This is a genomic window from Geobacter anodireducens (assembly GCA_001628815.1).
GTDB classification, from domain to species: domain Bacteria; phylum Desulfobacterota; class Desulfuromonadia; order Geobacterales; family Geobacteraceae; genus Geobacter; species Geobacter anodireducens.
This window is the reverse complement of sequence record CP014963.1, coordinates 2,681,729-2,694,274: the sequence shown is the minus strand read 5'-3', so window position 1 is coordinate 2,694,274 and position 12,546 is coordinate 2,681,729. Positions and strand designations below refer to the sequence as shown.

General features: G+C 66.8%; 7 protein-coding genes and 2 pseudogenes. 2 read left to right on the top strand and 7 right to left on the bottom strand.

Going from position 1 to position 12,546, the window contains the following annotated elements; genetic code table 11:
* Positions 1–41: 41 nt before the first annotated feature.
* Both A2G06_12295 and A2G06_12290 read right to left on the bottom strand, forming a co-directional pair.
* Positions 42–3,284 (bottom strand): AsmA family protein, encoded by a 3,243-nt coding sequence (locus tag A2G06_12295; protein ANA40918.1) that lies wholly within the window; start codon positions 3,282–3,284, stop codon positions 42–44.
* Between the two features lie 184 nt (positions 3,285–3,468).
* Positions 3,469–3,912: a hypothetical protein gene (locus tag A2G06_12290; GenBank protein ID ANA40917.1), complete on the bottom strand. Its 444-nt coding sequence runs from the start codon at positions 3,910–3,912 to the stop codon at positions 3,469–3,471.
* Positions 3,913–4,044: 132 nt separating this feature from the next.
* Here A2G06_12290 and A2G06_12285 point away from each other — a divergent pair.
* Positions 4,045–4,913, top strand: a pseudogene (locus A2G06_12285) (diacylglycerol kinase).
* 190 nt (positions 4,914–5,103) lie between these two features.
* Positions 5,104–5,829: a two-component system response regulator gene (locus tag A2G06_12280; GenBank protein ANA40916.1), complete on the top strand. Its 726-nt coding sequence runs from the start codon at positions 5,104–5,106 to the stop codon at positions 5,827–5,829.
* Here the strand turns inward: A2G06_12280 and A2G06_12275 are convergent.
* The 5 genes and pseudogenes from A2G06_12275 to A2G06_12255 all read right to left on the bottom strand — a co-directional run bounded on the left by A2G06_12275 (position 5,771) and on the right by A2G06_12255 (position 12,527).
* Positions 5,771–6,856, bottom strand: coding sequence for a glycosyl transferase (locus A2G06_12275; protein ANA41678.1), 1,086 nt, complete (start codon positions 6,854–6,856; stop codon positions 5,771–5,773). The genes A2G06_12280 and A2G06_12275 overlap by 59 nt on opposite strands.
* Positions 6,857–6,996: 140 nt before the next feature.
* Positions 6,997–7,934 (bottom strand): annotated as a pseudogene (locus A2G06_12270) (chemotaxis protein CheV).
* Positions 7,935–8,042: 108 nt separating this feature from the next.
* Positions 8,043–10,058, bottom strand: coding sequence for a formate dehydrogenase (locus A2G06_12265; protein ID ANA40915.1), 2,016 nt, complete (start codon positions 10,056–10,058; stop codon positions 8,043–8,045).
* Positions 10,059–10,077: 19 nt separating this feature from the next.
* A complete protein-coding gene (locus A2G06_12260; GenBank protein ANA40914.1) occupies positions 10,078–11,652 on the bottom strand; it encodes a two-component sensor histidine kinase in 1,575 nt (524 codons plus the stop codon).
* A 2-nt stretch (positions 11,653–11,654) separates the two neighbouring features.
* Positions 11,655–12,527 (bottom strand): ABC transporter substrate-binding protein, encoded by an 873-nt coding sequence (locus tag A2G06_12255; GenBank protein ID ANA40913.1) that lies wholly within the window; start codon positions 12,525–12,527, stop codon positions 11,655–11,657.
* Positions 12,528–12,546 lie beyond the last annotated feature (19 nt).

The following is a 12,546-nucleotide window of genomic DNA, read 5'->3' as shown; positions in this document are numbered from 1 at the left end:
AAAGTTGTGGATGAGTAACGGCGGCCCGTTTGCCGCGACGGTCAGTTTCCGATGACCACCTCTCCCGTGTCGGTAATCAGCTTGGCGGGGAGCTGGAATACTCTCTTGAAGATGTCGAACACCCCCCGCGACATGGATTTTACCGGGATCGCGGTGACGGTGGGGTTGGAGATCTTCCCCTTGGCTTCGAAGTAGGTGGTGATGAAGTGCTTCTCCTTGCCGGTCAGGATCCAGCCGACAATGGGAATCCGGTTGACCACCTTGTCCACGGTCTGGAGGGGCTGGACCCCCACGGTGACGGCAAGCTCCTCCCGGACCAGATCGATCTTGCCCACGGTGGAAATGTTCATGGCATTGCTGTCGATGAAGAGGTCCTCCGTTGAGATCACGCCGTCGCTCATGGCAAAGGTACCGGTGATCCTGTTGTAGGGCATGCCGTCCTTGACCATGTCGGGAAGCTGGAACTTGAGGAGCTGGGACACGTTCAGGATCGAGAATACCTTTGACAGCACGTTGAACTTGCGCATCTTGCCGTCGTCGAACCGGAGGGTGGCGTGACCGAGCAGGCTTTTTCGCAGGTCAGCCATGGTCGCCCCCCTGGCGGTCACGTCGGCCTGGAGCGACAGGGTGCCGGTGACGATGGCGTCGCCCGGGATCAGGTCAACCGCGTTGATCAGCGGCTCGGCTGATACCTTGTCCGCCTTGAGCTTCACCTGGTAGCGGGCCGACCCGTTTCCCCCCCCGTCGGCCCGGAGCGTGCCGGAGATCCGTCCGCCGTAGGCGCTGAACTCGAAGGGTTGCAGGTAGAGGATGCCGTTCTCGTAGTGGGCGACCGTGTGGAGATGCCGGGCCGCCAGCTTGCCGAACGAGGCTGAATCGGCGTCTATGGTGGCTTTCACGGTGGCTGCCCCCCCTTCGCCCCCCTGCTTCCGTTCCCGTTCCAGGGCGGAAAGGGCCAGGATGTCGTCCAGGTCGATGGCGGGAGAGGTGACGCTCACATCGACCGTGGGCTGCCGCATCTGGGTCACGGTCCCCTTGGCGGAGAGCTGGGACGAGCCGATTCTGCCCGCAAGCGAGCGGATCTTGAGGACGTCGTCCTGGTAGGTGAGGGTGCCCTGGAGATTCTGGATCTTCACGGCGCCCTTGGGGTGCCTCAGGCCCACGTCGTTCAGGTCGAGGGCCGGGGACGAGACCTCCAGGGTGAAGGACGGATCGCTGAAGTTCGTCAGGGACCCCTTGCCCTGGAGCGGCGAATTGCCGAGCATCAGGGAGAGCCGGGGGCTTTCCAGGGAGTTGCCCTTGAACCGGAGCGTGCCGGTCACGTTGCTGAGGGGCTTCACCGACTCGGCCGGCTTGAAGGAGGCCCCCGCCAGCGCCACCAGGCCGCTCCACTTCATGTCGGCCAGACTTTCGGCCACCCCCTCCGCCCGGGCGGAAATCTGCATCTTCCCCTGGGGATGGTACGGCTTCGCCTCGGGGATGTTGGCCGTGAGCGCCCCCATGGCAAACTGGTTCGAGGAGATGTCGAGCTGCGTGGGGAGGCTCTTCCCGTCCTGGAACCGGGCCGCGATAGACAGGGCAAGGGGAGGGAGCGCGTACTGGCACGACAGGGACCGGTCGCCGTTGCGGAGCAGGTTCATCCGGAACGCCAGGCTGTTTACCTGGCCCGTCGGCTTGGCAAAGGACTTCCCGTAGGAGTAGTCAGCGGCGGTCAGGTTGCAGTCGCCGGAAAAGGTGTAGGATGCCGTTCCCCCTTCGCCGGACAGGTTGAGGATCGAGTCGCCCGTGAACTGGAGCGATGCCGCGGCTTCCTTGCCGAAGAGCCAGTCCAGCTCCGCCTTGCGCGGCGTGAAAACGCCCTTGAAGGGGTAGCCCGACGGCGTGTCGAGGCAGTAGTCGCTGATCATGCCGTTGAGGGTGAAGGGAGATGTCCCGAACTTCCCCGACATGTTGCGCAGGGTGAAGTTCTTGCCGGCCAGCTCCAGGTCTCCCTTGATGCTGTTGAAGACCGGCCAGCCGTCCCCCATGTCGATCACGGCCCCTTCCAGGGCAGTGGCGCGCACCCGGAGCACGTTGTAGTTCTCCCCTTTCTCCATGGTCAGGATCTGGCTCACGCGGCCGTCGAGCCGCCCTTCGTCCACCCGGAAGTACCCTGCCTTGATGTGCTGTTCGATGAACTGGGACGCGTCGTCGGCGATGATGCCGAAGGGGATGTAGGAAAAGAACTTTTCCAGCCTGAAGGGGGCAATGGTGGTCCAGGCCACGATGCGGGGGTCCGGGGTGTGGATGTCCTTCACCGCACACCCCCCCTTGACGGTGAGGCCATCCATGCGGAAGTCGACGGACGAAACGTTCACCTCCCGGGGGGTTCGCGTCAGGGTATAGGTCAGGCGTACCTCGGCGGGGGTGAGGGGCTGGCGGAATACCTCCGGGTAGGCGAAGCGCAGTCCCGCCACCTGCAGCGATCCCTTGGAGGTGAAATCGAGCGGCGTGCCGTCCACGGTGCAGTCAAGGTTGAACCGCCCGCTCATGCGCTGGAACGGGACGCGGCTGCCGTAATAGGGCCAGTAGTGGCTCGCGTTGATGTTGTGGAGGCTCACCCGGGCATCCAGGTGCGCGGTGGTGAGGGGGGCGTCCTTGGCGGGCAGCTTCAGCTTGCCCTCGATGGCCACGGGGCTCTCGTTCTTTCCGTCCGCGAGCCGCCCTTCGATAGAGATGGGGCTTTCCTTGCCCCGCACCAGGCGGCCGATGAACAGATCGGCGTCCCTGAGGGTCGTGACGAGCGGGCCGCCGGCTGCCGCGCGGTCGGTAAAGGTCAGGCTCCCCTGTTTGACCCTCACCCCCCGCACCCGCAATTGCACCGCGCTCTTCGTCTCCTTTTCGCGCAGGAGATCATCGATGTTGAGGGTTCCGTCCTCGTGCCGCACGAGCTGCATGACGGGCTTTTCCAGTTCTACCCGCCGCAGGATGACCTTTTTCTCCAGCAGGGGGAGGAGCGCCAGCCGGAATCGGATCGCGGCGACGGTGGCAAAGGGGGTGTTGCCGTCCCGCTCCAGTATCCGCACATCGGTAAAGGTGAAGGCCGGCCCGAACCGTAGGGACACCTTCCCCGTGCCGTAGGTCACGGGGCGGTCCAGTTCCCTCCGGAGTTCCGCCAGGAGCTGGTCCTTGTAGGTATCCAGCTCGTGGAGCCGCGCCACCAGCACAGTCAAGACCAGACCGCACAGGAGCGCCAGCGGTACCGTGACGTACAGCAGGATCTTTTTCCAGGAGGGAAGGGTCATGGGGGTGGGTCCTCGGAGTCAGGCGGCTGTGGAAATGCGATGAATCAGTATATACGAGGAGGGAATGGTGCCGCAACCCCTTGCGGCCTGTTGGAGCCTCTTGAGGGCCGTTCTGCGCTGCAATGCCGCGTTGCCAGCGGGTTGGGGCCTCCGTTCAGCCGAAGGCCCCAACCCGGTCATCCAATCAGTTCGGCCGGTCCTTGGCACGCTGCTGGCGTTTTTCCCAGCGCTCGCGGGCCCGATCGCGGGCCTCGTCGGCCTTCTGCCGTTGCTCCGGGGTGAGGATGGCGCCGACCCGGTCGTGGTAGCGGTCGCGGATCTCGCGCATCTTCTCGCGCTTCTGGGTGCGGTTCAGGGAGGCGTCATCGCGGACGGCCTTCATCTCCCCGTCCTTCTCGGCCAGGATCGGCGCGATGGCCGTCTTCTGCTCCTCGGTCAGCCCAAGGTGCCGTTCCATCCGTTTCAGTCGCTCGGCCGGGTCCATCTTATTCATCCCCCCGCTGCCCCGCATTTTCCCCATCCCGGCTCCCGGCGCCGGATCGGTCTGGGCCAGAACCGCCTGCTGGGTGCCGGACAAAGCTGCGACGGCGGTCAGTGCCGCCAGTGCCAGTTTGATTCTTCTGCGCATGGTGTCTCCTTTCAGTGCGGAACCTGCCGCTGTTGTCAGATATGTCCGGATTAACGGTTCCACGGAGAATCGGTTGACAGGGTACCCCGTCCGCCCGGATAATGGCCCGGCCCAAACGCCCGGAGGAAGTCCATGTCCGATCGCTGCACCCTCATCGTCAATCCCGTGTCGGGAGGCTATTCGGAGACCGCCGTCCGCGCTGCCGTGGACGCCCTGCGCCGGGGCGGGCTGGCCCCTCACCTGCTTCTCACCGGCGGCCCCGACGATGCGGCCGTCTTTGCGGCCCGGCTCTGCGCGCAGGAGGAGCACCCCTTCGTCATCGCCGCCGGGGGAGACGGGACTGTCAACGGCGTGCTGAACGGCCTCGAACCGGGGCGGGCCACCCTCGGCTACATCCCCTTCGGCACCGCCAACGTGCTGGGGCGCGAGCTGGGGTTGCGCTCCGCCGGGGATGCCGTGGCCCGGATCGTGCGCCGGGAAACGCGGCCTCTCGCCACGGGGCTCCTGGAGGGATTCGGGGTGAGGCGGCGTTTTTTTCTCATGGCCGGGATCGGGTTCGACGGCCAGGTGGTGGAGGGGGTGCGCAGCGACGAAAAGAAACGCTTCGGCGCCGGGGCGTACCTTCTCTCGGCCCTCAGGACCTTTGCCGCCTGGGACCGGCGGCCCCTTGAGGTGGAGGCGGACGGCGTCGCCATCCCCTGCCACGGGGCGGTGATCTGCAACGCGGCCCGGTACGGGGGGCCCTTTGTCCTGGCGCCGGGAGCGAGCCTCTTCCAGGACGGGTTCCGGGTCGTCCTGATCCGGAACCCGTCCCGCTGGCGCTACCTCTTCCTTGCCTTCGGGTTGTGGCGGGGCGCGGTGCCGGCTGCGGCGTCTCGGTTCTTTCGGCCAGGAGAGTGACCGTGGGCGGCAACAAGCCGGTTCAGGTGGACGGCGACTTCATCTGCCACTCCCCGGTCACCGTGACCGCTGAGGCCGATTTCGCCCGGCTCGTGGTCTGAGCCGCCGGGGCGCCCGGTTCACCCGCGCGGGAGGGGGTGACGGGTTCCTTTCGCATTGACGGTCTGTGGTTTTGCGGGACTTTTTTCTCCGGCAGTGTTGGTGGAAATATGACAAGGCAGAATCAAGGAATCGGCATTCCTGCCGATACGGATAGAGGTAGCGCGGTGATGAAAGGAACAGGTGCGACCCATGGCAAAGCCGAAGGTATTGATCGTCGATGACGTGAATCTCATGCTCGAGCTGGAGAAGAGCTTCCTGCGCTTTTCCCCCGTGCGGGTCTTTACCGCCCGCAATGGCGAGGAGGCCCTGGAGCTGGTGCGTAGTGAACGGCCCGACCTGGTCTACATGGACCTGAACATGCCGAAAATGAACGGAGTCGATTGCTGCATCGCCATCAAAAACGACCTGGAGTTGCGGGACACCCCCGTGGTGATGGTGACCACAGCCGGTAAGCCCGACGATCAGGAACTCTGCGCCCGGGCCGGCTGCGACGGCTACATCACCAAGCCCGTGGACCGGCGGTTGTTCCTGGAGATCGGCCGGCAGTACATCCCCGACATCGACCGCAGGGAACAGCGGATTTCCTTCTCTCTGCCGGTCACCTGCCGCACGGAGCAGCAGGAACTGACCGGCACCACGACCGACATCAGCGTGGGCGGCCTCTACCTGGCCATCGACCATGGAGTTGCCCGGGAAGAGAGCGTGGAGATCACCATCACCATCCCCGGCGGCGCTCCGGTCAGGGCCCGGGGGCGGGTGGCCTGGCTCAATGGTGTCGACGGGCGGGTCAAACCCCGGTTCCCGTCCGGTTTCGGGATCGAATTCATGGACATCTCCCCCGAGGACCTGATGCAGGTCAGGGGATTCGTCGAATCCCTGGGCAGTCTCTCATCTCCCGGCGCAGGGTCAGCCTGAACCAGAGGAACACCATGAGCGCCGCCGCCGCCCGGCCCGCCGGATTGTCGGTCAGGGGATCGAACCAGCGGTCGTGGAGCGAGAGGAGCGGGGTGGCGTCGTTGTCCCCGCCCCGGCGCAGGGCATTGCGGACGTCCAAAAAGAACGGAATCTGCCAGGCATTGCCCCGCACGTAGCCCCCTGTCCGGTACCAGAGCCGGAGCCGCTCCCGCCGGGTGAGCGCCATTGTCAGCCCGGCAATGCGCGCCAGATGCGGCCCCAGCCGCAAACGGCCGGACCGGTCCTGGCTCCGGTAGCCGGCCACCAGTTCCTCCACCCCCTCCTGCCAGCCGATGGCGGCGAAATTCATCAGGATCGCGTTCAGGGTCTGCCGCTCCCGCAGCCCCTCCGTCTCGAACCGTCGGGCCGAGGTGACGATTTCCGCCGGCAGCAGCACCCACGTTCCCGCCGCCGCAATCCGCTCCGCCAGCCGTACGTCCTCCATAATCGGCAGATCCTCGTCAAAGGGCCCCACCTGGGCGAAGAACTCCCGGGGGATGAGCAGCCCCTGGTCCCCGTGGGTGCAGCCGGGACGGTGGAGCCGCGCCTTGCGTTCGTAGAAGCGGTAGGCGAGGGGAGACGGGCCGTCCCCGGCGAATCGGAGCCGGAAGTGCCCGGCCATCCGCCCGTCGCCCCTGGTGGCCGCGGCCAGGTGGTCGAGCCCTTGCCGCAGGGCCAGGGGGTCGGAAAGGATGCTGTCCGCATGGAGGAACAGGAGCGTCGCGCCCCGGGCGGCGGCTGCGCCGGCGTTCATCTGGCGCCCTCTCCCGGGCGCGGTCTCCGTGACGGTCACGGGAAAGGGGAAATCCCCCGCGCGGCCGCGCACCAGGGCCACGGTGCCGTCGGCGGAGCCGCCGTCGCAGAGCAGGAGTTCCAGGGCCACATCCCGCTGCGCGGCCAGCGCGGCGAGCAGCGTTCCCACGGTCCCCGCCTCGTTCAGGGTGGGGACGATGACGGAAAGTTCGGGTTCAGGGTTTGAGAAGGCCATATCACCTGCCGGCAGAGCGATTGTCGCCATCATAGCACGGAATGCCCCCTTTGCCTCCCGCGACGTTCAAGGTCCCCGGACATGAAAAAGGCCCCGGAGGATTTTCCCCCGGGGCCGTGCAGGCAGATACCGCCGCAATCTCAGTGCATGACGCTGTCAGCTATCTTGACCAGGTTCGGCAGGTCGGGTTTGGTCACGATGTCCAGGGCGCCCAGGTCCTTCCACTTGCGCTTGTTGTCGTCGCTGGCCAGTGAGAGAAGATCAGCACCGGCAACTCCTTGAGCACGTCGTCCTTCTTGACCAGGGTAGTCAGGTGGAGGCCGTCCATCTTCGGCATCTCCACGTCGGTGATCAGGAGGTCCAGCTCGCTCCTGAGGTTGACCCCGGCGGCGCGGCAGCGGGTAAGCTTGTCCTGGATCATGTTCCAGGCCTCTTCGCCGTTTTCGGCCTCCTCCACGTTGTAGCCGGCCCCGCGCAGGCTTGTGCAGATGCTGTTACGGATGAAGGCGGAGTCGTCCGCCACGAGGATGCGGCGCTGGGAGCGGTCGAGCACCGGACCGGGCAGGAGCTGGTCCTCGCTCAGGGCCCGCAGGGTTTCTTCAGTGCAGAGCTCACCCACGATCTTCTCGAAGTCGAGGATCAGGATGATCCGGTCCTCCATCTTCACCACGCCGGTCACGTAGGCCGACTCGATGGTCCGCACCGGCGGCTCCACCTGTTCCCACGAAATCCGGTAGATGCGCGACACCCCGTTCACCAGCACGCCCACCATCATCCGGTTGAACTCCAGCACCACCACACGGTCGGGCGTCAGGGCGCTGTATTCCTTGCCCAGCACCGTGGCCAGGTTCACCACCGTGATCACCTTGTCCCGCAATTTCATCATGCCGGACACGGCGGAATTGGCGTTGAACACCTTCCACATCTGGGGCTTGCGGATGATCTCGCGGACCTTGGCCACGTTCACCCCGAAGTAGGAGTGGACCGTCTCGCCGTTGGGGCCGGTTTCATCGATCATGAACTCGACGATTTCGAGCTCGTTGGTGCCGCTTTCAAGGAGAATTCTCGGTTCCGCCATGGCCGTAACCTCGCAGAGTGATCGCCTTCCGGATGAAGGCATGGTTAACGTATCGGCCATGCATGGGGAAACTTTAGCCAGGCTGTTGAAAAAGTTGCGGAAAGGCCGTCACGGGGCGGGAAGCACTTCGACCCGCGTATCGTAGAACGTGCTGCCGTTGCCCCGGTCCGTCAGGCGCTGGCTGGTGAGGGCGTTCACGGTCCGGTCGCCCGGGGCGTGCTCCAGCCACCAGACCCCCTCGGCCACGGCCACTCCCGGCGGAACCCGGTCAGTGGTCCGCAGGATGAAGGCGACCCGGCCCCGCTCGTTGGCGGCGATCACCCGCTGCCCGTCGGCCAGGTCACGGGCCGTTGCCTCGGCCGGGTTCAGGAGGAGCGACATGGCGCCCCCTTGCTTCTGCCGCAGTTCTTCCTGCTCGTAGAAGGAGGCGTTCAGGGCATAGGGGGTGGGGGCGGTCATGAGCCTGAGGGGCAGGCCGCCCGCGTCCTCGTGGCAGGGGATGTGACGGGGAAGCGGCTCAGGCTCGCGGGGATTGAGGATCTCCACCCTGCCCGAGGGAGTTGCGAAGGTGCGCGGGGCATCGGGGGCCAGGGGGAGCTCCACGGCCAGCCCCGCGTCGAACCGGACCTGGTCGATGCCGGCCCGCATGGCGGTGGGGACCGAAAGGAGCCGGTCGATCATCTCCCCGGCGCTCCGGCGGAAAAACTCTTCCTCGAACCCCATGGCCCCGGCCAGCAGGGCGAAGGTGTCCCAGTTGGACCTGCTCTCTCCCACGGGCGGGATGGCGGGCCGGGCCCGCTGGATGCAGTAGGTGCCGTAGGCCCGGTACACGTCTGCGTGCTCCAGGGACGAGGTGGCCGGCAGCACGATGTCGGCGTAACGGGCCGTGTCGGTCAGGAACCGCTCGTGGACCACGGTGAAGAGGTCGTCCCGGCAAAGTCCCCTGATCACCTCGTTCTGGTCCGGGGTCACCGCGGCCGGGTTCGAGTGGTACACATACAGGGACATGACCGGCGGGTCGGCCAGCTCGGTCAGGGCGTGGCCGAGCCGGTTCATGTTCACGACGCGGGTGGGCCGCGCCATGAAATCCTCCCGCAGCACCTCCCCCAGGGCAAAGGCGGGGCCGGTGCTCGTGGATGCCAGACAGCCGCCGCCGCGCACGGCGTAAGCTCCGGTCAGGGCGGGCAGGGCAGCGATGCAGCGCACCGTCATGGCCCCGTTGCCGTAGCGGGAGAGCCCGCTCCCCAGGCGGATGAAAGGGGCGCGCGCCCGGCCGTAGCGCCGGGCCAGCTCTTCGGTCTCCGCCGCCGGGATGCCCGTGAGGGCCGCCACCCGCTCCGGGGGATAGTCCGGGAGAATCCGCTCCGCCAGCTCATCGTACCCCTGCACCCACCCGGCCAGGAATGCCCGGTCCACCAGCCCGTCCCGGGCCAGGACGTGCATCATCCCCAGGGCCAGGGCCCCGTCGCTGCCGGGGCGGGGCAGGATCACCCGGTCGGCCGCGGCGGCCGTGGGGGTCCGGTAGGTGTCGATCACCCAGACCGGGGCTCCCCGCTTGCGGGCCTCGCGCACGCCGTGGAGGAAATGGATGTTGGTGGCCGCCGCATTGATCCCCCAGAGGATCACCAGGTCGCTCTCCGCCACCTCGTCCGGATGGGGGGCCGGCGTATCGCCCATGACTGCCTTCCACCCCGCCTCCTTGGCCGGCGAGCAGATGGTCCGCTCCAGCCTCGACGCCCCCAGCCGGTGGAAAAAGGGGTGACCGGCATTGCGCTGCACCAACCCCATGGTGCCCGCATAGGAGTAGGGGAGGATCGCCTCGGCCCCGTGGTCGGCGATGATCTCGCGCCAGCGGGCCGCAATGGCGGCAACGGCCTCGTCCCACGACGCGTGCCGGAACGAGCCGCTCCCCTTGGGGCCGGTCCGCACGAGAGGGGTGGTCAGCCGCCGGGGCGAGTGGACCGTCTTTTCGTAGTGGAGCATTTTGGGGCAGAGGGTGCCCCGGGTGAAGGGGTGGTCGGGGTCGCCGGTCACGCGCACCGCGCGGCTGTTCTCTATCTCGACCAGCAGGCCGCAGGTATCGGGGCAGTCATAGGGACAGACGGAACGCTTCAGTTCGGGCATGGTCGCCTCCCTGGGAGGATCAGGCCGGGGCACTCTCCGGGAGGGTGAAGTAGCAGGTGGTACCCGCCCCCTCGGCGCTTTCGAGCCAGACGCGGCCCTGGTGGCGGGAAATGATCCGCTGCACGATGGCGAGCCCCACGCCGGTGCCGGGGAACTCGTCCTGGCCGTGGAGCCGGTGGAACGGCTCGAAGATCTTGTGGGCATAGCCCATGTTGAAGCCGGCGCCGTTGTCGCGAACGAAATAGACGAGCTCTCCCTCCCGGTGCGTGCTGCCGAACTCGATCCGCGCGCCGTCCGTGCGGGAGGTGAACTTCCAGGCATTGCCGATCAGGTTGTCCAGGGCCACCCAGAGGAGCTCCGGATCCCCCGTGGCCGTGGCTCCCGGCTCCACGGACACCGTCACCTGCCGCTGGGGCTCCGTCTCCCGGTGGGCTGCAACCACCGTCTCAACCAGTTCGCTCAGGTTCACCGGCAGTAGTTCGAGTTCCCGGCGCTGGACCCGGAACAGGCTCGACATGGCGGACATGACCCGCTCCATCTGGACACCCACCTCGGCAATCCGGTCCAGATAGCCGCGCAGTTCGCCGTCCAGACGGTCGCCGCAGTCCTCCTCCAGGGCCTGGCACAGGCCGCGCAGCCGGAGCAGCGGCGCCCGCAGGTCGTGGGAGGCCGAGTAGTTGAACGACTCCAGTTCCCGGTTGGCTGCCATGAGCTCGGCGGTCCGCCGGTGCACCATCTCCTCCAGGTTGACGTTCAATTCCCGGATGGTGCGCTCCGACTCATCCTGGGCCAGCTTGCGCTGGAGCAGGGACTCGGCCATGCTGTTGAACGACGCCGCCAGGGAGCCCAACTCGTCCCGGGACTCCACCGGCACCTTCACCCCCTTGTTGCCCGCGGCGATTTCCCGGACTCCCCGCTCCAGTTGGGTCAAAGGACGGGTAATCCCCCTGATCACGGGGTAGAGCGCCCCGATCACCGCCACCAGGGCAGCGACGGCAACCAGCAGCGCCGTGGCCGCCAACTGTTTCACCTTCCGGTGGAGAGGCTTTTCGTCCATCACCACGTGCACCGAGCCGATGACGGTGCTCTTCTCCCGGCCGTTGGCGAAAAAGAGGTCTTCCTCGTCGTCGGCGGTCGCCTGGGTTCGAATCGGCTCGTAGAACTCCAGGGCGCCCGGACCGTTGCGGATGCCCCCCTCGGCTCCCGGTTCCGGCCGGGCCGGGGCCGCCGTCTCCCGGGCATGGTAGCCCGGTCCCTGGCGGAAGAAGTGGACCAGGGACCGGCCTTCACGGTCCAGGATGGCCACCTCCAGCACGGAGCCGTGGGTTATGATTCCCTGGGCCACCTCGTGCAGTTGCTCCCTGTTCCCGGCAAAGAGGGGGAGCCGTGCGTTGTGGGCCATGAGCCGCGTCATGAGCCGGCCCTCGGTGAGGAGCTTGTCGTGCAGGGAGCGGTACTGGTTGTAGAGGAAGAAGGCGGTGAAACAGGTGGAGAGGGCAATGATCGAAAGGGAGATCACCATAAAGAGCTTCGCCCGGAAGCTCCTGCGGAGGACAGCGATAAAGGAACGCACTGGAGGAGCGTTCGCACCCATGGTTACTCTCCGAGTCGCGCCGGGTCGATCCCCAGGTGGCGGGCCACCGAGCCGTTCAGTTTGAGGACCGGCCGGGCCGGACCTTCGGCCGGCATGCTTTCGATCCCCACGCCGTCCATGATGCGGCGGGCCATCCTGCCCGCCTGGCGGCCCAAGTCGGCAGGATCGATGGCCAGCGCCGCCAGGGCTCCCGTGCCCAGGTACTTCTCGGCAAAGGCCACCACCGGCACCCGGTTGTTCTGGGAGAAGAGGAAGATCGCCTCCTGCCCCTCCCGGGTGAGCACCGTGGCGTCGGGGAAGAGCCAGAGCACGTCGGTTTTGCCCGCCAGTTCCGACAGGATGCGCGGCACGTCCCGGGGCGAGCGGGCCACCCCTTCCACCAGGGTGATGCCAAGGCGCTCGGCCGCCGTGCGGGCCTGCCGCGCCATGGCTCCGGTGCGCTCCGGGTCGTAGAGGATTCCCACCCGCCGGCCGCTGAGGCTGTCGCGGATGAAGGTAAGGTAGCGCTCGGGCGCCACCGTCATGGTCACCCCGGTAACGTTGCGGCCCAGGGTGCCGATCGACTCGGGAGAGGTCACCATCACGTACACCACCGGAATCTCGCGGATTTCCCTCACCCGGCTCAGGGCCTCGCGGCCCACGGCCAGCACCAGGCGGGGGCGCGCCTCGCGCACGGCCCGCACCACGTCGGCGCCCCGCATCTCCGCAAGGACCAGTCGCTCCACGGAACGCACTCCGGCCGTCCCCTCGAAACCGCGCACTGCCGCCTCGTAGGGGATGTTCCGTTCGCCCTGCACCACCACGACCTCCGCGGCGAAAGCCGGGAAGCCCCAGAGGAGCAGCAAGGCGAGTATGTGGAAGATACGTGCCGTCATGGGTTCCTAAATCGTTTTC